This is a genomic window from Coprococcus sp. AM100_B19A, assembly GCF_027662015.1.
Classification (GTDB): domain Bacteria; phylum Bacillota; class Clostridia; order Lachnospirales; family Lachnospiraceae; genus Allocoprococcus; species Allocoprococcus comes.
In genome coordinates, this window is record NZ_JAQDKN010000006.1 from 1 (window position 1) to 24,323 (window position 24,323).

The 24,323-nt window shown below is 44.1% G+C and carries 22 protein-coding genes and 6 pseudogenes; 11 read left to right on the forward strand and 17 right to left on the reverse strand.

Features of this window, described 5'->3' with window-relative positions; genetic code table 11:
• Positions 1-41: 41 nt before the first annotated feature.
• From PGQ33_RS07265 to PGQ33_RS07345, 17 genes and pseudogenes are all read right to left on the reverse strand, one after another.
• Positions 42-1,235 (reverse strand): MFS transporter, encoded by a 1,194-nt coding sequence (locus PGQ33_RS07265; RefSeq protein ID WP_270205549.1) that lies wholly within the window; start codon positions 1,233-1,235, stop codon positions 42-44.
• Positions 1,236-1,299: 64 nt separating this feature from the next.
• Positions 1,300-1,953 carry a TetR/AcrR family transcriptional regulator gene (locus tag PGQ33_RS07270; protein ID WP_055158537.1) on the reverse strand — a complete coding sequence of 218 codons (654 nt, stop codon included), beginning with the start codon at positions 1,951-1,953 and terminating at the stop codon, positions 1,300-1,302.
• A 138-nt stretch (positions 1,954-2,091) separates the two neighbouring features.
• Positions 2,092-2,330 (reverse strand): annotated as a pseudogene (locus tag PGQ33_RS16980) (CHAP domain-containing protein); the annotation flags it as partial.
• 14 nt (positions 2,331-2,344) lie between these two features.
• A pseudogene (locus tag PGQ33_RS07280) lies at positions 2,345-2,686 on the reverse strand (zinc-ribbon domain-containing protein); the annotation flags it as partial.
• Between the two features lie 154 nt (positions 2,687-2,840).
• Positions 2,841-3,059: pseudogene (locus PGQ33_RS16985) on the reverse strand (flavodoxin family protein); the annotation flags it as partial.
• Positions 3,052-3,618, reverse strand: a pseudogene (locus tag PGQ33_RS07290) (VirB6/TrbL-like conjugal transfer protein, CD1112 family); the annotation flags it as partial. The pseudogenes PGQ33_RS07290 and PGQ33_RS16985, both read right to left, overlap by 8 nt.
• Before the next feature lie 19 nt (positions 3,619-3,637).
• Entirely contained in the window at positions 3,638-3,853 is a 216-nt protein-coding gene (locus PGQ33_RS07295) for a Maff2 family mobile element protein (protein WP_009268903.1), read from the reverse strand.
• 323 nt (positions 3,854-4,176) lie between these two features.
• Positions 4,177-4,659 (reverse strand): DUF3955 domain-containing protein, encoded by a 483-nt coding sequence (locus PGQ33_RS07300; protein WP_117537619.1) that lies wholly within the window; start codon positions 4,657-4,659, stop codon positions 4,177-4,179.
• A 324-nt stretch (positions 4,660-4,983) separates the two neighbouring features.
• Complete coding sequence (locus PGQ33_RS07305; RefSeq protein ID WP_173753070.1) at positions 4,984-6,804, reverse strand: VirD4-like conjugal transfer protein, CD1115 family; 1,821 nt, start codon at positions 6,802-6,804, stop codon at positions 4,984-4,986.
• Positions 6,801-7,364: a PcfB family protein gene (locus PGQ33_RS07310; RefSeq protein WP_118052351.1), complete on the reverse strand. Its 564-nt coding sequence runs from the start codon at positions 7,362-7,364 to the stop codon at positions 6,801-6,803. Before PGQ33_RS07310 ends, PGQ33_RS07305 begins: the two co-directional genes overlap by 4 nt.
• Positions 7,365-7,556, reverse strand: coding sequence for a hypothetical protein (locus PGQ33_RS07315; protein ID WP_118052352.1), 192 nt, complete (start codon positions 7,554-7,556; stop codon positions 7,365-7,367).
• Positions 7,557-7,625: 69 nt separating this feature from the next.
• Positions 7,626-8,138: pseudogene (locus PGQ33_RS07320) on the reverse strand (SpaA isopeptide-forming pilin-related protein); the annotation flags it as partial.
• Complete coding sequence (locus PGQ33_RS17150) at positions 8,135-8,878, reverse strand: ABC transporter permease (RefSeq protein WP_270205550.1); 744 nt, start codon at positions 8,876-8,878, stop codon at positions 8,135-8,137. The pseudogene PGQ33_RS07320 and the gene PGQ33_RS17150, both read right to left, overlap by 4 nt.
• Positions 8,871-9,584, reverse strand: coding sequence for a lantibiotic protection ABC transporter ATP-binding protein (locus PGQ33_RS07330; protein WP_005609481.1), 714 nt, complete (start codon positions 9,582-9,584; stop codon positions 8,871-8,873). The genes PGQ33_RS17150 and PGQ33_RS07330 overlap by 8 nt, the downstream gene beginning before the upstream one ends.
• Positions 9,585-9,662: 78 nt before the next feature.
• Positions 9,663-10,076 carry a hypothetical protein gene (locus PGQ33_RS07335; protein ID WP_243000014.1) on the reverse strand — a complete coding sequence of 138 codons (414 nt, stop codon included), beginning with the start codon at positions 10,074-10,076 and terminating at the stop codon, positions 9,663-9,665.
• 379 nt (positions 10,077-10,455) lie between these two features.
• A complete protein-coding gene (locus PGQ33_RS07340) occupies positions 10,456-11,178 on the reverse strand; it encodes an amino acid ABC transporter ATP-binding protein (RefSeq protein WP_117835030.1) in 723 nt (240 codons plus the stop codon).
• Positions 11,171-12,556, reverse strand: a complete 1,386-nt coding sequence (locus PGQ33_RS07345; protein WP_270205551.1) for an ABC transporter permease subunit — start codon at positions 12,554-12,556, stop codon at positions 11,171-11,173. Before PGQ33_RS07345 ends, PGQ33_RS07340 begins: the two co-directional genes overlap by 8 nt.
• A gap of 200 nt (positions 12,557-12,756) precedes the next feature.
• Between PGQ33_RS07345 and PGQ33_RS07350 the strand changes: the two are divergent.
• The 11 genes and pseudogenes from PGQ33_RS07350 to PGQ33_RS07400 form a co-directional block, all read left to right on the forward strand.
• A pseudogene (locus PGQ33_RS07350) lies at positions 12,757-14,319 on the forward strand (VirB4 family type IV secretion system protein); the annotation flags it as partial.
• A 193-nt stretch (positions 14,320-14,512) separates the two neighbouring features.
• On the forward strand, positions 14,513-15,040 hold the full coding sequence (locus PGQ33_RS07355) for a DUF5697 family protein (protein ID WP_025529812.1): 528 nt from the start codon (positions 14,513-14,515) through the stop codon (positions 15,038-15,040).
• Positions 15,041-15,703, forward strand: a complete 663-nt coding sequence (locus PGQ33_RS07360) for a DUF6100 family protein (protein WP_118024156.1) — start codon at positions 15,041-15,043, stop codon at positions 15,701-15,703.
• A gap of 172 nt (positions 15,704-15,875) precedes the next feature.
• Positions 15,876-16,961, forward strand: a complete 1,086-nt coding sequence (locus PGQ33_RS07365; protein ID WP_118024157.1) for a hypothetical protein — start codon at positions 15,876-15,878, stop codon at positions 16,959-16,961.
• Between the two features lie 11 nt (positions 16,962-16,972).
• Entirely contained in the window at positions 16,973-18,913 is a 1,941-nt protein-coding gene (locus tag PGQ33_RS07370) for a VirD4-like conjugal transfer protein, CD1115 family (protein ID WP_442872455.1), read from the forward strand.
• Between the two features lie 34 nt (positions 18,914-18,947).
• Entirely contained in the window at positions 18,948-20,444 is a 1,497-nt protein-coding gene (locus PGQ33_RS07375) for a S1 RNA-binding domain-containing protein (protein ID WP_118024159.1), read from the forward strand.
• A gap of 194 nt (positions 20,445-20,638) precedes the next feature.
• The gene (locus PGQ33_RS07380; protein WP_050624201.1) at positions 20,639-21,835 is read left to right on the forward strand and encodes an AAA family ATPase; all 1,197 of its coding nucleotides are present in this window, start codon (positions 20,639-20,641) and stop codon (positions 21,833-21,835) included.
• A gap of 1 nt (position 21,836) precedes the next feature.
• Entirely contained in the window at positions 21,837-22,484 is a 648-nt protein-coding gene (locus PGQ33_RS07385; RefSeq protein ID WP_118024160.1) for an RloB family protein, read from the forward strand.
• Positions 22,485-22,607: 123 nt separating this feature from the next.
• Positions 22,608-23,099: a DUF4320 family protein gene (locus PGQ33_RS07390; RefSeq protein WP_330414459.1), complete on the forward strand. Its 492-nt coding sequence runs from the start codon at positions 22,608-22,610 to the stop codon at positions 23,097-23,099.
• 8 nt (positions 23,100-23,107) lie between these two features.
• Positions 23,108-23,608 (forward strand): hypothetical protein, encoded by a 501-nt coding sequence (locus PGQ33_RS07395; protein WP_118024161.1) that lies wholly within the window; start codon positions 23,108-23,110, stop codon positions 23,606-23,608.
• Positions 23,609-23,682: 74 nt separating this feature from the next.
• On the forward strand, positions 23,683-24,252 hold the full coding sequence (locus tag PGQ33_RS07400) for a DUF6550 family protein (protein ID WP_118024162.1): 570 nt from the start codon (positions 23,683-23,685) through the stop codon (positions 24,250-24,252).
• The last annotated feature ends 71 nt before the right edge of the window (positions 24,253-24,323 follow it).

Below are 24,323 nucleotides of genomic sequence, written 5' to 3' on the forward strand. Positions count from 1 at the left end.
GTTAGATATAGCAAAAACGGCCTTTCAAAAACAGTTAACTTCTAAATCAACTGTTTTTTTTCTCTCTTTATTACATTTTTTCTATATAAAGAAATTCCCAGAATACTTACTGCTATCACAATAAGGAATTTTCCGAACCCTGATATTGTATATTCTAACCCTCTCCCATAAATAATCTGGCTTATCGGTTGAAACATATTGGTTATCATAGATACAAATCCCATAATTCTCCCCATATATTCTTCTTTTGTTTTTCTCATAATATCAGATAAACATACTATTGAAAAAATATTAATATTAAACTGAATTATGCTACATAGCACCAAAATAGTAATAAATATTACATTCCTTGTTTGACACATCCACAAAATAATTCCCGTTATCATAACGCACCCGCCTATTCCAATAACAAGATTATTTGTTTTATTACTATCCCACTTTCTTCTTGTAAAAGAATAATAAAAAGTTGCACCGATTGCAGCTATTCCCAGGCTTCCTTCTGCATATCCATAGACTGTTGTACTATACTGTAACGTATTTCTTATGATATATGGAAATGCAATTGTAAGCAGCCCTGTTATTTCACAGGAAATTACGCCTGCATACAACACTAATTTAAGAATTTCTTTTTCTTCCACAAACAAATACTTTATTCCCTGTTTTATTCCCAATATCGCACTATCCCTTATGCATTGTTCATTTTTCATTTTTATTAAACTTTCCAAAAAAGCGGTAATCCCAAAACCAATTATAGAAAAAATAATAATCTTATTTATGGAAAATGTATTATATATAACTCCACCTAGAATTGGTGCTAATATTGCTGAAATAGACGATATCTGTGCTATTTCTGTATTAGTTTTATTTAAATCATCTGTAATTAGTGGTACTGCCGCCTGAGTAGCTGGTGTTTCTAACGTCCCTAATATCCCTAATATAAATAAAATGATGCAAATTGCTATTACTTTATTAGATAAAAGGAAAAACAAGCTAAGTATTATGCCTGATGTAAAGTCTAACATAACTATTAATTTTTTCTTTTTCACATAATCACAGATCCAGCCAGCAATTGGACTAAAGAAAATTATTGGTAGCATAGAAAATGCTATGATATTCGAATATATAACTGATGAACCTGTATTATCTAAAATGTACATATATAACGCAAATTTTAGCATTTGATTAATTACCAGCGAGTTTGCCTGTCCTATTAAATATAAATAATATGTATTCATTTTTTTCTCCTTTACATACCGATGGTATGTTATGTTCAAAAAATAAAATGGGGAAATTCCCATTTTATTCACAATATTCCATAAAGACGTGTTTCAATTTCTCTTTTAATTCTTTATCTAAAAAATCTACTCCCATATTTTTTGTCCATTCTGAAATAAATTCTATTTTTCCTGTTAATTCTTTCTCTGTAATATCAGAAATCGCGAGTAACAAACCTATATTTATTTGTAATAATATCTGTTCCGAAATCTCCATCGGATATTTTGTATCTACAGATCCATCCTTAATACCCTTTTCTACTATTTTGCATAAATCAGGTGCCAAAATATTTTTATTAATTTCAATCATTTTTGCAATCATCTTAGGACTTTGAATCTTTTCACTTTGGCGCCAAATTTTCATACTTATTTTGTTATAATATTGCTGCTCTTGATCTTCTATTCCTAACAAAAAAGCCTTTTTTATCAACTCAATACCTGTTAATTCAGAATATACTAATACCTTTTTAAACGGATTATTCTCTACTAATAGTTTATCCTCTATAGCATCCAATATATCATCTTTTGATGAAAAGTGATGATACACCGCTCCCTTAGTTAATCCATCCAAATTATTTACAATATCCTGCAAAGATGTGTTTTCATATCCTTTTTCAAAAAATAACTTACTTGAAACTTCTAATATTTTTTCATATGTTTTTTCTGGATCTCTTCTCATATTTTCCATCCTTTCTTACATACCTTTGGTATGTTCATTATACTTGTTATATTTGAAAAAAGCAATCTCTTTAATGTACCCGATGGCTACTCAACTGAGCAGCCATCTTTTCGATTTTCCAGACACCGTCTGGAATTTTTAATATGCCGGAATACCGTATCCATAAATATTGCTACTTCCGACTGTGTACTGTCTTTGCTTGCAGGCATCGCTTGAGTTACCCTCTACGGTATAAACTGTGCCATTCTCGCATTTCTCTACGATACCAACGTGGTCTGTTGTACCGTTGCCCTCCCGATAATATCTCCCGTCTTTGGTTCATAAGTGCGGCTTTGCCATTTCCCGTTTGACTTAAACCAGTTTGCACCGTCCACGCAAGGGTGTTCCATTCTCTGCCACAATCCTTACACTTCCACCAAGCCTTTCGATTGGCAAAGACCATAACCTGAGTTGGAAGTAACGGATAATTTCTGTCCGACCACTGCTTTTCCAGTAGCGGCTCTAATGTTGCCAAATCATTAATCCCTGCAATCACTCTCGCACCGGAACATATCGGGCATTTCTCTCCATTGGAACGAGCCTTAACGCTTGTCTTCCATTCGTGACCACAAGCACCTTTCCACCATACTTTTTTATTTGAACCGAAAGTAATGTCATCAGGTGTAAGCGGTAAGTTCTTCTCCGACCACTCCGAAACAAGCTCCGGGTGTACTTCTGCTAAACTGTTACTCATATCAAAACCTCCACTTCCTCTGTGATTAGAGTATATGAAGTTTTAGCTTTATCTTGTAGTTTGCGAATATCTGTATAAATAGAAAAAGCCCTTTGAGAAAAGGATTTCTCCTCTCTCAAAGGGCAAGTTGGCAAACTGGAATTTGGAACGTGCTTTATAAATTTTTTCCGATCCCCTCAAGTTCGTTCATGGAATCCTTGTTTTTTTCAAGTTCATCTTTGGCTGTTGCGTAATATGATTTTTTGAAAAGCATATCCCATGAAAGATATTATGCCATACAGTCAAACTGCTTATCAATCAGCTCATACTGGATACTGTCTATGGGAGAACCGCCTACAACAATCGTGCCAACTTTTTTATTTTTTAACCGTAATGAGTACAGACATGATCTTCATACAGAAACTTACGATCAAAGTTTCCAATGCCAATATCACAAGTTCCCCGATCTCCATGCTTTCCAATGTAGTAGATAAATCTGTGATCGCAGAGCTGATATCAATGGATGTATCTCCAGAAACCAGCCCTGCCGCCGAGTTTACGACGCTTTGTCCTACATCAAAGACTGCCATCGTGATGGTAAACGTATTGCTTACCAGATAAACGGCGATCCACATTTTTACAAAATACTTAAAGAACATCCATGTATCAATATCATGCATATTATTTCGCTCTGTCAGCATGGAGATCAATTCATAACACAGTACAAATGTTATGATGATACCTGCAATCGGCATGATAACTGAATTTGACAGTCCTTCGATCATACTAAAGATACTGCCATTCCATCCTTGTGGTGTCTGTCCAACCTGGCCCGCAATCTCGCTTGTCTTCTGATTGACATCCGTAAACATACGGTCCAGGTTAGAACTGATCATACCTGTTAGAAGTTCCCTCATCCATTCCTCAATCGCATCAAAAATTTGATTGAACATGGATCTCTACTCCTTTCTTTTAACCAAATAATCCACTCAAAAGCGGAATCAACTGTGTACCGATCAGGATCACACCACCGCCACTCATAAGCTGCTTAATTCCCTGTGATTTAGCACCCGGATTATCATTTCCGTAACCTTCCATCAGGTTGATGACTCCCCAGACACCAAGACCTGCACCAATCGCTACGACTAATGTCTGTAAGATTGTAATTGCACTTCCGAAAAATCCCATATTCTTTTCTGAATAAACGCTGTTTCTATGGTCTGTCAGCGTTTCCTCTCTCCTTCCCCTATTATTCAGACCTCTTTTTTTACTGGTTTTATTTGCAAGGTGATCTTATTTTTATCTTCACTTTCCTCTCCTTTCTGCCTGATCATCAGGGCTTTTCTTAAAAAAACGCAAAAAAAGAGCACATAGACGGATATCTACATGCTCTAACGCTTTTTATTTAATTTTTAATACTACACTTCAATTTGACAAACTGAAATTTGACAATCCATGTGAATAATAGTTTCCACATTCAAGAAAAAATTGCCTTGAAAATAGCACTATAATTATGAGTTCCTATTTTTAAATTTGCTGATAATTGTAGTTATACCAACTGTAATAAAAGAAATCAAACCACTAAACACGCATAAAAATCCAATTGGGACAAGAAAGAAATTCTCATGCAGCACCCCTTGTGCATCAATATACTCTACCGACAGTCCCTTCACAAAAAGCAGTATAATTCCGATTAAAATCAAGAAACTGCCTATAATCGAGCACACCATATTATACTTGGCTCTTCTGGTTTCACTTCCATCTTTGATTACTTTTTCTGTCATGTTGTTCATTTCGTTTTCTCCTTTAATCAAATAATCCAGAGATATTTGAAACACATCAGACATCAAAATAAGCATTCCTATATCTGGAAGATTTTTGTTATTCTCCCAGTTTGAAACAGCTTGTCTACTCACATTCAGTTTCATAGCAAATTGTTCTTGTGTCAATTTTTCTTTTTGACGAATGTTTTTAATTTGTTCTCCAAAATCCATGTATTTCACCTCCGTGTTTCCAGTCTATAATTCAACCAAGTTTTTTTCAAGAAAGTGCCTCTTGCATATCAAAAAAACAGACGCAAGAACCTCTTGCATTCCTATATTGAGGCTAATATTCCCTTCTCCAACATTTAAATTTCCCGTTTTATCTATTTCCTTTTTTTTACTGATATATCTTCCAGCAAAACTATAAAAGCACAAAACATTATTAACCAAAAATTAGGGTACATTGCCATTTCACCTTCACAACTTGAAATTTAGTTCAATTCAAATTTGTTTTTATAAAAGAATATCACATTTCTAACCCAAAAGATACTCTTTTTAGTTTACTTCTTCCTCTATCACTTCTTTCACATCCTCTTCTGTTACATTTACTTCATACATCTCAAACTCTGTATTCTGAGAAAAGACCAGTTTATGCTCCAGATATTTTTCCACATCAAACGCATTCCTTTTATCCGCATCCGACAATTCCTTATATCTCTTATGCTTTGTGATATCATATTTGTTACTAAGAAATGGCCGTACGCCTCGAAGCTGTAAGATACATTTATTTCCATCCATTACAGCCAGTTCATCCCGGCTCATCAATTCTTTCCCTGTCTTCTGATAATTCAAACCATAGGACTGACTTGTTCCTCTGGTATCAGAGGTATTGTAAAGATCGATGGTCTCTTTTCCCAGCGTTTCCGAGATTTCCTTTAACGTGGAACTTTCTTTTCCTCCAAGAAATAATACGGTATCGCAATTCCCCGTGATGGTTTCAGCAGCATCCTTATAAATGGTTTTCAACTGACTCTGCGACTGTAAAATAATAGAGGCGGAGATCTCACGGCTTCGAATCGTTGCGATCAGTTTATCAAATTTCGGGATCTGACCAATATTACTGAACTCATCCAGCAGTAATCGCACATGGTACGGAAGTCTTCCACCATGCTCATCATCTGCTTTATCACAGAGCAGATTAAAAAGCTGTGTGTACATGATTGCCACCACAAAGTTGAAAGTATCATCAGTATCACTGATAATGACAAACATTGCTGTCTTCTGATCTCCGATCATATCCAACTCCATCTCATCATAGGACATGATTTCCCGAAGCTCCTGGATATCAAAAGGAGCTAATCTGGCTCCACAGGAAATAAGGATCGACTTCGCTGTTTTTCCGGCGGCCAGCTTATATTTTCGATATTGTCTGACTGCAAAGTGTTCCGGATTCTCTGCTTCCAATTCTTCAAACAGTTCATCTACCGCATTCTTAAATTCTTCATCATCTTCTCTCGTTTCACTGGCATTGATGAATTCCAAAAGAGTAGAAAAGTTCTGCTCTTCTTCCGGTGCTTCATACCAGATATAACCGATCAGGGCAGAATACAGAAGACGTTCCGCTTTTACCCAGAAATCCTCCGTAGATTTTTCTCCTTCCCCTTTCGTATTTGCTATGATGGTATTCACCAGTTTTAAGATATCCTTTTCACTACGGATGTAATGGAATGGATTATAGTGCATGGACTTTTTAAAATTGATCGTATTCAGCACCTTGATCCGATAGCCGCCATTTACCAGCATCTTGCCACATTCCACAATGATGGTTCCCTTTGGATCAGTACAGACATAACTGACATTTGGAGTCATCTGCATAAGCTGAGGTTTCAAATAGAACCTTGTTTTTCCAGAACCTGAACTTCCGATCACAATCACATTTTTATTCCTGGCATACTTCGGCTGTTTTGGTCTGCTATTCAGCGTAAGCCGTTCTGTTTCGGTCAGAATAATGTTATTTTCAAATATCGGATCTACAAACGGTTCAATATCCTTCCGGTTGCCCCATCTGGCCGATCCATACTCTTCTCCATGCCGGAACTTCTTCGCATTCTTCGCTTTATAATACAAGATCAACCGAAAGATAAGCGCGGTCACCAATCCTCCTAACAGATCTTGCATATGAAAGCTTGGAAGCCAGTTGGTAAATGCCAGTTGGAAATTCATCAGCATCACACCGATTTTTTCAATCATACTGTCACCAATGCAATGGCGGTATAGCCAAAAGCATTTATCTGCAAGATAGAAGATGATCAGATACGGAATGCTTAATATCACCACTCTCTTCATCTGGATATTCTGCATCTTTTCCCGGATCATCGTTCCTGCCCTCTGACTTTCTGCCTCGTCTTCACTCTCTGACGTTGTTTTGCTTTCCTCTCCTGTGTCTTCTGTAGTTTCTTTCGGACAGAAGGCTTTTTCTTTTTAGACTGATCCAGCTCTACGCCTGCATATTCTTTAAAAGCAGCCGTCATCACGTCCACATCTTTCGATTTAAAAAATACCAGATACAACGGCGGTTCCATATGGGAATCCTTTTTCAGACTATAATCGATCCCATATTTACGGGCTACCCGGTCAAATGACTTGATATTTTGATCCGTGATCTGAATATTTGTAAGCTGTGCTCCCTGTGCGATCAGTTGTTTTATCGTCTGCTTTCCATGAGGCTTTTTCATCTCCTGTCGTTTTCTTTCTTTTTCTCTGCCCTTTTCCTGTGCTTTTCCTGTTTTGACAGCCTGTTTTACCTGTACCCGTTTCTGTTTCTGTCTGCTCATTCCATCCAGAAATTTTCTCATAGATGCCTTTAGCACACCGGTACTCATCCGGGTTGTCTGGACACACAGAGCTATGATTTTTTCATTCACTTCATCCTGCAATTAACCACTCCCTTTCTTCCCTTGATCCTTTTGGGGAAGCAAATAATAGCACTGCTTCTCAATGCAGCCCTTTTTTCTACCTTCCCACCAGTAACAATATTTACAAGACCAGGGTTTTTCTTCACTGTATTTTCTCCCCGGCATTGTTGCATTTGGTTCCACGATCAGGTTCTTATCTCTTCTCCTGTCCATCCTCATGTTCCTCCTAACAAAAAAGCGTTCACAGATTCCCTCAGGTTTCCATGAACGCTTTTTCTTACCTTATTTCTTCTTTATTTTTCTTCCAAGGACTACCACTCCACTTAAGCTCATTCCAAGCACAATCAGCCATAACAGCAAGTTGGTGTTATCCCCAGTCTTCGGTGCATCTTTAGAAGGTTTTCCCCCTTCCGGAGTACTTTCTTTTGGTTTTTCCTCATCAATCATAACAACCTTCTGCACTTCGGCGGTATCTTTTACTTCAAATTCCACATCCTTTGCAACCAGATAACCTTCCGGTGCCGTTTCTTCCCTGAGCGTGTACTTTCCGATCGGAAGCCTCTCTATATAATGTGCCTCTTCTGTAGATGTCCAGCTTTCTACCACTTTTCCACCTTCATCTAAGATCGTAAGTTTTGCACCTGGCAACTCTTTTCCTGCGATATCCTGTTTCGAGATCAACACCTTTGTCACATCATCTTTCATCTCCTGTTTCTGGATTTCTGCAGTATTTTCTACTGTAAAGGTAATGCTCTCAGCAGTTACATATCCATCTGCCGGTTTTGTTTCTGTCATCCTGTCTTGAACAGACTGAAACATAAGATCACCGTATATGCCATTACGCCAAATAATGAGGAACTCAGATTATCTGAAAACTGGATGCCTGCCACTAATACTGCATAAATCGCAACACATACCATCATCAGAAATGCCTGGAATGCCAGGGCAAAGAGTCCTCTGAAATAATTCGTTCCGATCTGTCCCCACTCTCTGTTGCTCATCGTTGCGAATGGGATCGGTGCAACTGAGGTATAAAGGTAAATTTCTATCATACGGACATACAAGATAATCATTCCAAATCGTTCACTTAAAAATAAAGCTACCGGAATCTCCCATAACTCAGAAACCGTCAGAAACAATACTGCAATCAACGCTCCTCCAACTGGAACATGTGTCGTTAGAAGAAAGCCTCCAAGCGTTGCTCCTGCAAACACAATCACATTAGAAAACAAAATCATGTACCCAATATAAATAATTTTCCCCAGCAACAATTTTCTTCTGTCTGTGGGAATAGTCATTAAATGATAGTATTTTATCTTTTTCTCCTGCGCCACAGAAAGATAACAAAATAGAGCAATCATCCCCGGCAGCAAAAGTGTATACCACCAGTTCCAAACACTTTCTGCATAAGCATTTGTCATCCCAAGAGTAAATATAAATGCCATGACAAATGTAAGAAGAGGAAATCCCCAGATAAACTTTTTTCGCATGGTTCTTTTGGCTTTTTGATGTTCTGCTTTTATAATATTAACCATGGATTTCACCTGCTTTCTGGTTTTTTCTTACCACATTCATAAACAAATCTTCAAGATTATCTCCCTGCTTTAATGCTCCTTCGTATCCTAAGATTCCACCTGAAATAATCCCGACTTTATCTGCAAGTAACTGTACCTCTGAGAGAATATGACTGGAGAGAATTACAGTGATTCCCTGTTCCGGAAAAGACCGGATCAGCTCTCGTAATTCCTCGATGCCTATTGGATCTAATCCATTCGTAGGTTCATCCAATATCAAAAGTTCCGGTTCTCCAAGCAATGCCATTGCAATGCCTAGTCTTTGCTTCATCCCCAAAGAAAACTGTCCTGCTTTCTTCTTTCCGGTGTTTGTAAGTGATACAATCTGCAAGACCTCATCAATTCTGTTTTCATCTGTACCAAGCAATAATTGTCTTACCTTCAAATTCTCTCTGGCGGAAAGATTTTCATAAATAGGCGGATTTTCAATTAACGCTCCTATTTTTGATAAATCTTTCCTATCCAAAAGTTTTCCATCAAAGTAAATCTTTCCTGCAGTTGGTTTCATCATACCGGTCAGCATTTTCAATGTGGTAGATTTACCAGCGCCATTCGGTCCAAGCAGTCCATAAATCTGTCCCTTTTCGATATTAAGTGAAACATTATTTACCGCTTTCTGTTTTCTAAAATATTTACATAGATTTTGTGTCTGTAACATCATTTCCATCTTTACTATCCTTCCTTCTATATTTCATTTCTTACTGAAATATAACCTAACAGAAAAAAATAAAGATTTGATGAAGATTTATTCCCGTATGGAATAAACCATCAATTGAATATCATTATCAGAACTCGGCTTTCCACTGAAATCAGCAAAGCTGTTACAAATACGAAGTCCTAATTTACAGAATATCTCCGTGATTTCATCCAAACTATATAACCTTATAGGATTTCCTTCTTTCATTTCAGGCTTATAAAGTGCTTCTCCATACATATAGTCTACCTGCCCATATATCAGCGTTTTTCTATCCTTCTCCCATTCAAAAGCAGATAATGTAAGTCCCTTTTCTCCTGCATCCCATAACTTGCAAGGGAAATGTGTTTGGGCATAGCTTCCATTCATGATAGCCATACTGTAAAATACGACCAACGAAAAGACGGATTTCATCTCCGGAAATAACCCCATTGGCTGCAAGGTTATTAAAATAATTTTCGTCATACTTATTCATTGTCTGACCGACCTTGAGCGAAATTCCCGGCTCAATACAATAAGCAACATTACCTGAGTATGAGCCAATAGCCTTAAGATTGGTAAAATTGGAACGTCCGGTATCTATCATATTTATCTGCATGAACAAAGCGGACAAGTCCGCTTCAAACTCCCTGAATCCCTCAGTCTTTGAGGGACTTGTTACGCTTTGCGCGCCAGATGCAGTCTGCTTTAGCAGACATATTCCACATGCATCTGGTCGCATCCTCGCGGAGCGTTTTTGCTTTATTGGAACATTACGGAGTAATTTCCTATAAAGCAAAAAAGGACAATTTATCTGAATTTCAGATAAGCTGTCCCTTTTCTATCTACATGTTTTATATTTTTGCTATAATACTTTCGCAAGAAAACTTTTTGTTCTCTCATGTTCCGGCTGTTCAAACAGCTCTTTCGGCGGTCTGTCTTCCACAATCGTTCCATGATCCATAAATATAACACGGTTACTTACATTTTTGGCAAATCCCATCTCATGCGTTACAACAATCATTGTCATTCCCTCTTTTGCAAGAGAACGCATAACTTCCAACACTTCTCCTACCATTTCCGGATCCAAAGCAGAGGTTGGCTCATCAAATAACATCACTTCCGGATTCATTGCCAATGCACGCGCAATTGCCACGCGCTGTTTCTGTCCACCAGATAATTTATTCGGATAGGTATCCGCCTTATCCTCCAGTCCTACCCTTTTCAAAAGCTCTACTGCTTTTTTATCCGCTTCCTCTTTTGTCCATTTCTGGAGACGTACTGGTGCAAGCTTGATATTTTCTTTCACTGTCATGTTCGGAAATAAATTAAAATGCTGAAATACCATGCCAAGATTCGCCCGAAACGCATCTAAATCTAACCCTGGTTTCAATATATCCTTTCCGTTAATAAGAATCTCTCCTGCATCAGGCTGTTCCAGTAAATTAATACACCTCAAAAATGTAGATTTTCCGGAGCCAGAAGGTCCAATGACACAAACACATTCGCCTCTTGTTATTTCAATATTTACACCGTTTAATACATGGTTATTTCCGAACGATTTTTCCAAATTATGAATCTTAATCACTTTCCTTCAGCCTCCTCTCAAATTTTCCAAGCAGAATCGACAATACTTTTACAATCAGATAATACACGATACCTGCTGCCAATAAAGGGATAAACATCTGATAAGTACGTGATGATACATAACTTGCCGCTTTTGTAAGATCAACAATTCCCACATAACCCAAAATGGATGTTTCTTTGATCAACTGGATAAATTCATTTCCCATGGCAGGAAGAATATTTTTTACTGCCTGCGGAATCACAACAAAACGCATTGTATCATTATAACTAAGACCCAGGGAACGTCCCGCCTCAGACTGTCCTTTATCTATTGCCTGAATGCCACCGCGAATCACTTCAGAAACATAAGCACCACTGTTAATTCCAAAACTTACCACTGCAGCAATATATCCCAAACGACTATGGAAAACTGCAAAATATACAATCATCAGCTGTAGTACTGATGGCGTTCCTCGAATCACATCTACATAGAAAGCCGCAACAGAAGAAGCAAGCGTTCTTTTTCCTCTATTGTCGGCATTGATACGTATAATTGCAACCAGCAATCCAAGAATCACACCTATCAATACGGAAAGCAACGATACGATTAATGTCGTACCAAGACCATTTGCATAGTATTTCCATCGATTATCCTGTACAAAAATAAACTTCAGAGTTCCGATAAAGCCATCCTCTTCCTGTGTAGCAATAATCTGTTCGCTCTTTTCTCCTGAAAAATACTTTGCATACAAAGTATCATAGGTTCCATTTTCTTTTACCTTGGCAAGACCATCATTAATCAACTCTGTTATTTCGGTGTTACCTTTTTCAATACAAAATACAGTATCTTCTTCGGTTCCCTTCACCGGGACTGCTTCAATCCCATCGGTCTGTTTGCAAAAAATCTCTGCGATGATCGTATCAATGATCACAGCATCTGCGCCTTTATTCTTTAGTTCCATAATTGCACTGGAGGCATTTTTAAAACGCTTTACTGTCGCATCCTCTACTACACCATAGTCTGTATTTTCACCCGATGCGATCATATCACTTTGGGATCCTTCCAATACAGCAATCGTCCTTCCTTTTATGTCTGAAAAATCAGTATATTTCTCATCTGTCCTATATACAAGGCTCTGGGATCCCGAATAGTATACATCTGAAAAATCTACGCTCTTTGCTCTTTCTTCCGTAGGTGCAATTGAAGCCGCGATCGCCTCAATATCTCCTGCTTCAATAGACCCAAGCAATGAATCAAAAGGTAGATCTACCCACTTCACTTCAAATCCAGCCTCTTTGGCAATAGCATTCATCAGTTCAATATCAAATCCTGTAAGATTTCCGTTGCTGTCAAGATACTCAAATGGTGCATATTCTGCATTTGTTCCGATTGCAACCATTCTCTTTTCGTCTGCATAAGCATTACTGGCTGCTGTACTACTCCTTCCTCTCGCCGCAGCAGCTCAAAAATGTTGAGGAAATCATCGAGACCCTACGACCGCATATTCGTGACATCAGTTTCAGAACCTACTACCGCAAACGCCGGGAAGCTATTGAAGCCCTCAGTTCCGTCCTTTGGGGCTATACCTCCAAGGACAGTTTTGATGACATTGATGGCGCTATCCGAAGCGGGTACTTTCTCAAAGAGGGCCTTGCCAACAACGAGGACTTCTACTACTTGAATCTGCTGATTACCATTACTGCCTCCAACGAGGAAGACTTGGAATGGAAGGTCAGTGAAATGAAAAAGCTCCTGCTCTCACAGGACATGAACGCCTGCACCTGCCATTTTCGGGAGGAACAGGCGTTTTTATCTGCCCTGCCATTGGTGGCAATGGAAAAGAAACTGTATGAGCGGGGTAAGCGCAACCTGCTGACAGGCGGTGCGGCAAGCTGTTATCCCTTTACATCCTATGAGATGTGTGATGATAACGGTATCCTGCTGGGTGTCAACAAGTACAACAGTTCCCTTATTATCGTGGACATCTTCAATTCTGCGGTCTATAAGAACGCCAATATGTCGATCCTTGGCACGAGCGGAGCCGGCAAAACCTTTACCATGCAGTTGATGGCGCTGCGAATGAGGCGGAAAAATATCCCCATTTTCATTGTTGCGCCCCTAAAAGGCCATGAATTCCATCGCGCCTGCTCCAATGTGGGCGGCTCCTTTATCCAGATTTCACCGGCCAGTCCCCACTGCATCAATGTCATGGAGATTCGGCGGGTAGACCGCTCGGTGAATGAACTTCTGGACGGTCCAGGCATCCAGTTATCTGAACTTGCAGCAAAGATCCAGCAGCTCCACATATTTTTCAGTCTGCTGATCCCCGATATGTCTCACGAGGAACGACAGCTTTTGGACGAAGCCCTTGTTCGTACCTATAACACAAAAGGCATCACTCATGATAACGCCTCTTTGGAAGACCCTGCACAGCCCGGCCAGTACCGTGAGATGCCGGTGCTTGGTGACCTGTACGAAATTTTGAAAACCTCCAAGGAAACGATGCGCATGGCCCACATCCTAAACCGTCTGGTAAACGGAAGCGCCAGCACCTTCAATAAGCAGACCAATGTTCGGCTCGACAACAAGTACACTGTTTTGGATATTTCCTCCCTCACCGGAGACCTGCTCACCGTAGGTATGTTTGTGGCGCTGGACTTTGTTTGGGACAGAGCCAAAGCCGACCGTACAGAAGAAAAAGCCATCTTCATTGATGAGTGTTGGCAGCTTCTATCCGGTGCCGGTGCTGCTGGTGTAAGATTGGCCGGCGATTTTCTTTTGGAAATTGCCAAAACCATACGCGGTTACGGCGGCGCCTCGATTTTTGCAAGCCAGGATCTTGCCGATTTCTTTGACCTTGACGGCGGCAGATTTGGTAAGGGCATCATCAACAACTCCAAGACCAAGATCATTCTGAATCTGGAGGACGACGAAGCCCAGCGGGTACAGGAAGCCCTGCACCTGTCCGATGCTGAAACAATGGAGATCACTCACTTTGAAAGAGGTCACGGTCTGATTTCTACCAATAACAACAATATTATGGTAGAGTTCAAAGCCAGCCCTCTGGAAAAGGATCTGATCACTACCGACCGCCGCGAGCTGCGTGAAATCGTAGAGCGAAAACGCCGTGAACAATCCACATCTGCCGAACAGCAGATATAACAATTTGAAAGGCGAGGTGATTCCCATGTGCAACTTTCCTGCCAGACGCCGCTATGCGTCTGCTTTGCGTCTGTATTACGCCTAAAAGCCAGTTTTGCCAGCCAGATCATCTTTTGGGCTTACACTGACTGGCTTTCCTTCCTATTTAATGCGTCTTGAATACGCCTATATTACGCCATTGGAGGTGATACCCATGAAGACCAGGGCTGAAATCTATGGAAATGAAGCTGCGGCTCTGCTGCGGATCGTCACGATGTATCCCGGTCTCAATATGCAGCAGCTTCTTTGCTTTCACCCTGGCAAAGAAGAAATCATCAAGACCCTGCTCTCCCATCTGCAAAAGCAGGGCCGTATTTTTCAAACTGATACAGGCGGTTACTTTCCGTCTGGTTGGGCAGCAAAATCGGACAGCTCCCTGATACGGGCTGCCTGGGTACTCTTGGATTTTATCGGGCAGGTGGAATACCATGCTCCCGGTGATTTTCCGGTCAAGCTTATCTTCTTTGCAAACGGTGAACTATACGAAATCGTCTACGCAGCTTCCGGCCAGGAGGCCCTGATCAACCATGCGCTTCGGGATGACCGCAGCGGTGGACGCCGCATCATTTTGGTCGATAATCCGGAAGACATTCGCCGCATTGACTGCCCTGGCATTTCCGGTTTCTGCACCGTGGATGCAGCGGGCCAGGTGCATTACTTTAAAAAAACAGGAGGAACTTGATTGGAACGAAAAATCATCTCACACCGGATTGGAAGCATTCTTGATGATATATCCCGTTTGAGCAATGCTCTTTACGCGATGGATACCACGGATATTCAGCGCTATCCGGACAACTATGAAGTCTTATCCACTGATGCCGCCCTGCGGGCAGAGAAAATTGCCTGCAGGCTGCGGCATTTGATATATTCCAGCACCACCATCCGCAAAGGCGATTACCTGACATCCGCCGGTATTGTACACGGAATTGAGGTTGTCTATGAGGACGGTGTACTGGAGGTCACCCTGCCTGGCCTGCTCCCAAAACGCAAGCAGAGGCAAAACACTGAGTTTCTGCTCGACCCGTTCTACTTCTCATTGGAGCAATACGCCAAAGAGCATCCCATGCCCCACTTCAGCGATTGTGTGGTGTGCTTTACGCAGGTTTATGACCAGTGCCTTCCCACCCGGCGTATCCGTGACTACGACAATCTGGAAGAAAAGCAGCTTCTGGATGTCCTCTCCACCTTCGTCATGGCTGACGATACCGGCCTGCTCTGCGATGCCTACAACACCGCTGCGCTGGGCGAAAAGGACTGTACCAGAATCAGTGTCATGGAAAAAAAGCGGTTTCCCGCCTGGCTTGCTGAGCATGAAAACACCCTAAAATCCATCTCGGATTTTTGAGCATTTTCAGCCATTGCTTGTCCGACCTGCCGCAACATCGTATTTCGCCCCGGATTTCGGGGCTTTTTTCTGTCGTTACACCACGGATTTTTACCGAAGTTCCTTGCAGTCTCGGTAAAAGCCACACACCACAAGGAGGTGATCACTTGGGAAATTCCCACAGCCAGACACGATGGCGTACAGGCTTCTCTCTCTGACTGCCATCTCCGGCGAGTTCCCCACAGACCAGCTTAACAGACTTCCCGGCAGTCCGTATTATCTGGAGTCTGTTATCACTGCACTGAAAAAAGACGGGCTGCTGCGTACCTATTACCGGGATAAACTGCGCGGCTACCGTCTGGGGCCGCGAGCCAAAGCCACCCTGCTGGAAAGCCGGCCGGACAGGTTTGCCAGCTACCTGACAGGAAATACCGACACCAACCGTTTGAAATGCGAAATTGACCGAAGACTCCGGCTACACCGCCTGGCAGAAACCTATGTGACCATGGATAATGCGGGTGTATGTGTGTATCGGGATGAAAAACCGGCAATTTTTGCGCCGGAGGGTTACGCTGGCGGCAGGATTGTCTATCCTGCTTTTTTCAGTTCCAGAGAAGTGAAAGAAATGGGGATCGACACCACGAAGATCCGCAGTTCCCGCTCCACTGGAATACTCCTTGCGCCCTCCGGCATCTTCGTGACCTACAACAGCAGCAGCGCCCTGATGAAGTGGCGCTACAAATCGGAAATGCGGGTCAAGGCATTGATTTGGAGCGTAATCTGCCAACAGCGCCTGTCCCCACAGTTTCGCCACGAGGATGTTCATGGACTGATTCTGGGCAACAGCATGGATCTGGCTTACCAGATTTTGACCAGCACCGGAGGACGCAAACATGATTTTTTCATGCTGGATGGCAGCTATGAGCATTTTCTTTATCTTACCAACGACCATCAGGGGGAGGTGATACTTGCACTGCTGTGCGACCCTGGGAAAACTGCGGAGCTGGATCGCATTCTGCTCCAAGGTCTTACTGCGAGGCAGCCCGGACTGGCTATTGAGCATGACGGCATTTCACCGGATGGCTCACCAGTCCTATTTGGCTATTTCTGCGATCTGCCCCGTATCGCACGCTTTAACACCTCTCTCGAACTATCCGAGCACCCGGGCACACTGATCTGCTTTGACTTCCAGGCAGAGGTACTTCGCAGCTACTGCGGTTCTCAGGTGCGCTTCCAGACTATTGACTTCACAAAATTCGAGGGGAGGTTGTTCCCATAAACAAGAAAAAACTGATCGTGAGCCTGATTGCAGCGCCCTTTGCCATTCTTGCAATCCTATACGCAGGCGGCTTTCTGGCACAGCTTTTGGGTAACTATGCAACCTGGAAACAGGGCGGCGGTATTCCCGGCGATGGTACTTCACCGCTGGCCGCTTCGCCCGACTTCCTTCTCTGCCTTTCCTCTGTGCTCCGACCGCCTTATGGCGTGTATGGCATTTTGATCTGCATTGGCTTGTTAGCAGTGTTGCTCATCATGGTCATGCGCATGGGATATGGTGATGCCGGCGAGTATGATGAAGACCGTAATTTCTCCTACTCCGCCAAAGGCACTTATGGCACCTCCGGCTGGATGTCCCGCAAAGAAATGTCCGGCGTACTGGATCTGGTGCCCGATCTGCGCAAACACAAGGGTGTTGTACTGGGTATGCTGGATGGCAAAGCAGTCTGCATACCGGAAGATACCAGAATCAACAGTAATCTGGCAGTCTACGGCGCCAGTGGTTCCATGAAAACCCGTTCGTTTTGTATGAACCGTATCCTTCAGGCCACTGTCCGAGGCGAAAATGGCGCCGGAGAATCGTTGATCATCTGCGATCCCAAATCGGAATTGTACGAGAAGTCAAGCGAATTTCTCCGCAGCCGGGGCTATTGTGTCAAGGTATTCAACCTCGTTTCGCCTGAAAACTCAGATTCCTGGTGTTGCCTTGCCGAAGTTGAGGGACAGGAACTAATGGCCCAGCTTTTTGTAGATGTCATCATCAAGAACACCACGAACAACGGCAAGAGCGACCATTTCTGGGATGCCTGCGAGATGAATCTGCTCAAGGCCTTGGTACTGTATGTGGATCAAGGCTATGCGGAAGAAAACCGCAACATTGGCGAAGTCTACCGGCTGCTGACTCTCAATGGGGAATCCCAACTTGACACATTGTTCGAGGCGCTTCCTTCCACGCACCCTGCCAAAGCACCCTACAGCCTGTTCAAGCAGGCCAGCGACACAGTGCGAAGCGGCGTGATTATCGGTCTGGGCAGCCGCCTGCAGGTATTCCAGTCTGAGCTGATCAAAAAAATTACCGCTAAGAATGAGATCGATCTGGAGCTTCCGGGTCAGCAGCCCTGTGCCTACTTCCTCGTTACCAGCGACCAGGACAGCACCTTTGATTTTCTGGCCTCGCTGTTTCTATCTTTCTGCTTCATCAAACTGGTGCGATATGCAGACCACAACTGCGAGGGCGGCAAACTGCCTGTGCCTGTCCATATCCTTGGGGAAGAACTGACAGCGTGCGGCACGATCCCCGACCTCTCCCGCCGGCTCAGCGTAATACGCTCCCGGAATATCTCCATGTCCTGTGTGTTCCAAAATCTCGCAGGATTGCAGAACAGATACCCGCAGAATTTGTGGCAGGAAATCATTGGAAACTGTGACGCGCAGTTGTTTTTAGGCTGTACAGACCAGCTTACTGCCGAATTTATTTCTGCCAGGACAGGGCTTGCCTCTGTAGCAGTATCCAGTAAATCCAAACAGCTGGGCACCTGGCGTATCTCCAACTATACACCGGAGTTTCGTGAGACCTCCGGTGTTGGAAAACGCCCTGTACTTACTCCTGATGAAGTCCTGCGGCTCCCGCTAGATCAGGCGCTCATCATCATCCGTGGCAAGAAGGTTCTGCAGGTAGACAAAATGGATTACTCAAAACACCCGGAAGCCAAGTACCTGCGTTCCTGCAAAGCATCTGCCCATGTGCCGGAATGGCGTCGCTTGGAAGAAGAAGCCGCCAAAACACCGCAGCCCACGCCGAAACCGGCTCCTGCAGCAAAGAAACCGGCAAAGCGCAAAGCCACCAAGCCGGCATCCCCCACGGATAAATCACCCAAAGAGGCTCCGGCCCCTAAATCTGCCGGTACGCCGGAAGGCATTATCACCACAGACAAGGATTCCATCCTGTCTTGAACAAAACTATCAAATTCATAGGAGGTTTTAATCTATGGCAACCAAGAAAAAAGAACTTCTGGAACAGGACGCTCCTGTTACCGAAACCGTTATGTCGGAAGGCGAAACTCTGCTGGCCGATACCGCTCAACCTGAATCCCTTCCTGCTGACGCTGGCGATGGTCTGGATTTGAACGAACTGCTGGGGCAGATGGATCAGCCCCAGGAGGACACCTCTGCCGAAGATATGGCTGAAGATCCCCTTCCTGAACTCACCGAGGAGGAAATGTTCGGGGATACGCCTGCTGAAACAGACGATCAAAGCACTGCTCCCACTGATATGCCGGAAGACTCTGATGTGCAGCCGCCTGATGTTTACGAAAATAACGCCGACGCTGTGCAGGAAGCCCCTGCACCTCCCAAGCCCAAGCGTACCAGCCGAAAGAAGAAAGAAGCCGCTGCTCCTGAAAAAACTGTCACAGAGGAAGTTCCTGCCGAAACAACAGAGTCGGCGGATACAGCCGACACTATTCTTGATACGGAGGAACCTGCTGTGGAGCCTGATGTTCCTGTCGTGGAGGAAGCTGCCGCTCCTGCCCCCACTCCTTCTCCTCCCCGGCGTCAGCCCCGCCCCCAGCGCAGCGAGGTCCCCGTCCTTACCATCCGCAGCCGGGATGATGTCGAGACTGCCGAAGACCGTGATGATGTAATCTGGCATGAAATCCATAATGCCTACCGCACCCGCAAGATCATCACCGGCAAGCTGGGCGGCATTGAACAGCTGGACAACCGCAAGACGGTGGCAGTTGTGGATTACAAGGGGTTCCGTGTTATTATCCCTATCAAGGAAATGATGATCAATCTGGGCCGCAGCCCTTCCGGTCAGGAATATGCCGACCTTATGCTGCGCCAAAATAAGATTCTTGGCAACATGCTCGGCGCTGACATTGACTTCATCGTGCGTGGTATCGACTCCAAAACCCGCAGCGTAGTTGCCAGCCGCAAGGAGGCCATGCTGCGCAAACGCCAGATTTTCTATCTGGATACGGATGCTGCCGGTATGTACCGTGTCTATGAGGGCCGCATCGTCCAGGCGCGTGTGATTGCTGTGGCCGAAAAGGTTGTGCGCGTGGAAGTTTTCGGCGTTGAAACCTCCATCCTTGCCCGTGACCTTGCCTGGGACTGGATCGGTGACGCCCATGAGCGTTTTTCCGTAGGCGATGAGGTGCTGGTCCGGATTCTCAGCGTGCGGCGCAACAGTCTGGAGGACTTGGGCATCAAGGCTGACATCAAGAGTATTTCCGAGAACACCGACAGGGACAACCTGCAGAAGTGCCGTATCCAGGGCAAGTATGCCGGTCGTGTCACAGATGTCCACAAGGGCGTTGTCTATGTGCGCCTCTCCAACGGCGTCAATGCGGTAGCCCACTCCTGCTATGACTACCGGATGCCCGGCAAAAAGGACGATGTATCTTTTGCCGTCACTCGTCTGGATATGGAGCGGGGTGTGGCCGTAGGTATTATCACTCGGATCATCCGTCAGAACCTGTAAGCAAAGTGCCTGGGAAGCAGCGGCGAACTGTTTCCCAGGCTTGCTTTTTATCATTACCGAAACTCCCGCCGCATATCCTCTCCACACGGCTGTTCTCTTAAATCCTCTATATAGATTTTTATTTTTCGTTTGCGTTGATTTTTCACAAAAATGCGGATATAATATATTATAGCAAGGATTTAGGAGGTTGTTTTATGCTGATTCAATTTAGTGTAGAGAACTTTCTCTCTATCAAAGATAATGTCGTGTTATCCCTGCTTGCCAGTAAGGATAACGAACATCCGGAGCACCTGATTGTGGACGGAAACAAAAAGCATTTAAAGTCTGCCGTGATTTACGGCGCCAATGCTTCCGGAAAGTCCAATGTCTTGAATGCGTTTTGGTTCATGGTAAATTATGTGCTGACTTCGCATAACCAGCAGCTCCACAAAACCATTGAGCGTTCGCCGTTCAAGTTTGACCGGGAAACACCCTCTCGCCCCAGCAGCTTTGAGGTCATCTTCACCACAAATGGCATCCGATATGCGTATGGCTTTTCTGTAACAGACAAGGCTGTTATTGAAGAATATCTGTATTACTATCCCAATGGCAGGCAGGCACTCATTTTTGAGCGAAAAGACACAAAAGATTTTCGCTTTACCGTTGATGTCGATGAACAAAACACTCTCAAGGATCGCACTTCGGCCAACAAGCTCTATCTGTCTGTCGCATCAAACTGGAGCTATTCCAAAGTGATTCCGGTTCTGGAATGGTTTGCTTCCTGCCAGATCATCACGAAAAATTCTGTTGCAGATGCCTACGGCCTTGAAGCAGAACAACTCAAAGATGATGACTACCGGCATGTGATCGCCTCTATGCTGCGTGTTGCAGATTTTGGCATACAGTCCCTTCAGATGCGTGATGCAGAACCCGCTCCTTCTCAGCGTAATGATATCTTTACCAATATTGAGGCCATTCACACGGTACAGGATACAGAGGGAAATACTTCTTCCTACGCGCTGAACATGGCAGAGGAATCTGATGGCACCAACAGTTATTTCAAACTGATCGGTGTTGTAAAAAAGGTGCTGGATGAAGGAACGCTTCTTGTCGCTGACGAGATGGACGCTCATCTGCATCCTCTTCTGACAAAGCACCTGGTCTCGCTTTTTAACAGCGTGGAGTTCAATCCAAATGGAGCCCAGTTGATTTTCACATCACACAACACCAATCTTCTTGACTTGGATGTACTGAGGAGAGATCAGATTTGGTTTACCGAAAAAGACGAGCAAACAGCGGCTACCGATCTGTTCTCCCTTTACGATTTTTCCATCCGCAAGGATGCCAAGGTAGAGAAGGGCTATCTGATTGGCCGTTATGGTGCGATCCCCTTTATCAAGGGAGGGCTGTAAAATGGCACGTGGAAAAATTGAAAAGCGTGGACAGCGACGCAGAAAAATAAAGCCTGTCATTCTGATTGTGACGGAGGGCTCTCAAACTGAGCCTAAGTATTTTGAACACTACCGCAACCGTCAGACAAACATTGATATTCGTGTGGTCGGCAGCCGCACCAGCGGAGGTGAAACTGATTACCTCAGCCTGATCCGGAAAGCCGTGGAATATCAGAACAAAAATCAGATTTCCGTATCAGAGGGAGACTCTGTATGGGTAGTTGCAGACGGCGATGTGAACTACAACAACCCTGACCCCATCACTGCAAAGGACAATCTGCTCTCCAAGGCAAGGAAAATGGCAGATGCGAAGGGGATTCAGATTGCACTCTCTAATCCCTGCTTTGAATTTTGGTATCTGTTGCATTTCCAGTACACCACCAAATTTTTCAAAGACTACCCCGCAGTGAAAAACGCATTGACCACTTATCTCCCTGATTATGAGAAAGCTGGCGATGTATATACCCAGTTAGCAGAACATACAGCCATTGCGATTCAGAACGCCAAACGTGTAGAGCAATACCATCTTCAAAATGACAGCAGCAAACCGTTTGGAATTGCTGTCAATCCATTTACCGACATCTATAAGCTGGTGGAATCACTGCTGTAATGTCTCAAAGAAACATGGTTGGCACAAAATTGTCTCTACATTGGCACAGTTCTGCCCTTTCGCCGTAAATCCATATCTGTTATACTTGGTACAGTCAAAACTTTGCATAGCAGCCGCTCCGGTTTGGAGCGGCTGTTTTCAATTTCAGTAAAGGTGGTGGTTTCTATTCTCTTTCAAAAAGCCCGGAAGGTGCTGAACAACGAGCGGGGCGAAGCCAACTATTTCAGTACGGTGGTCTTTATCTTCATCGCTGTCCTGCTGCTGGCCTTCATTATTGACCTGTTCAGCATCATTTCCACCAAGCAGGAACTTGACCATGCTGCCGATCAGATGGTCAAACAGATTCAGCTTTCCGGCGGCGTCAACAACGAGACCGATGAGCTGTTTGAATTTTTGAGTTCTCAGATCGAAGGAGCCGAAAATATTTCCTACTCCATTGACGCTACCTACACATCACCCAGGCCATCCGGTATGACAAATGCCATCCAGTTGGGCACCCCCTTCTTCATTACCATCGAGGGAGATGCCAAACTGGGCGGGTTCTGGAATTTTGACCTGGTAAACATCACAGTGGTTGCCCGTGGCAGCGGCGTCAGTGAGCACTACTGGAAGTGAGGTGACCTATGAAACGCATATTCCTGCGGCTGAAACAGCCGCTGCGAAACGAACGGGGCGAGATCACCTTTTTCGCCTGCTTTTTTGTGGTAGGTATCGTGATGCTGATTTCCTTCCTGCTCCTGTACGCTTCCATCCGGATCACCTGCATCAACATCCGCAATGGCGCTAAAATGGAGTTAAATAACCTCAGCGGCACTATTTATGCAGACACCTACCGCTCCCAGCGTGAAACCAACTTTGAAGAGTACCTAAATACCCTTTACTCCAGCAATGATTATACCGACATGCTGGAGGCTACAGTGGCAGGCGGCCTGGACTCCAAGATTCCGCTTTCAACGGAGGATTACAAGGTTTCCGACATCAGTCTGGAGTTCAATGTAGAGGATGGACGGGTTGAGTACATCTTTTACTGTGACGTGGAGTTCTATGTGCGGATGTTCGGCCACAGTTATCCGGCTATCACCCAACGGGTGGAGCTGACAGGCTACCACAACACAAAATTCTAACAATACTGTTGAAAGCCCGGCACATTCTACCGTATAGGCTTTATATAACAGCAAAAAAGGAGTGTATGTAAAATATGAAGAAGTTTTTCCAATCCAAAGGCTTTATTGTTTCCTCGCTGGCTCTCCTCTGCGTCACTATTCTGGGTGTCTGCTGGTTCGTAAGCCGCGACCGTACCGGAGATTTTAGACCGGATGAATCCCCACCCAGCAGCGTCACCGGCGATTGGTCAGATGGTGGCACACAGACAGATGGTGATAATGGAGCAGATGCTTATGCTCCCGGCCAGTCCACAGATTCCGAAGAAGAATATCCCAAAGTAACCTCCCAAACGGAGGATGAGGTTGTGATCGACTTCACCGATACTGAAAAGCTTGAAGAAACGCCTCCTCCGGTGCCGGAAGGTAAGACCGAAATCAAAGATCCTGGTCAGGAGCATACCATCAATCCCGACCCGTCAGTTCCAGAGGTTACTGCCCCGCCCGCCGAGCAAGCGCCGCCCAGCAATGAGCCGGTTCCAGGCTCCAGCAACGGAAATGGAGCTGTATATGATCCGGTGTTTGGCTGGGTTGTTCCCGGCAATGTACAGCAGTCCACCGGTGACAGCGATGGAGATCTGAACAAACAGGTCGGCAATATGGGCTGATTTACTACAACTGAATATGGCACTACTTGGTCGTCACAGGATTGTGGCGGCCTTCCTATTTTCCAAAGGAA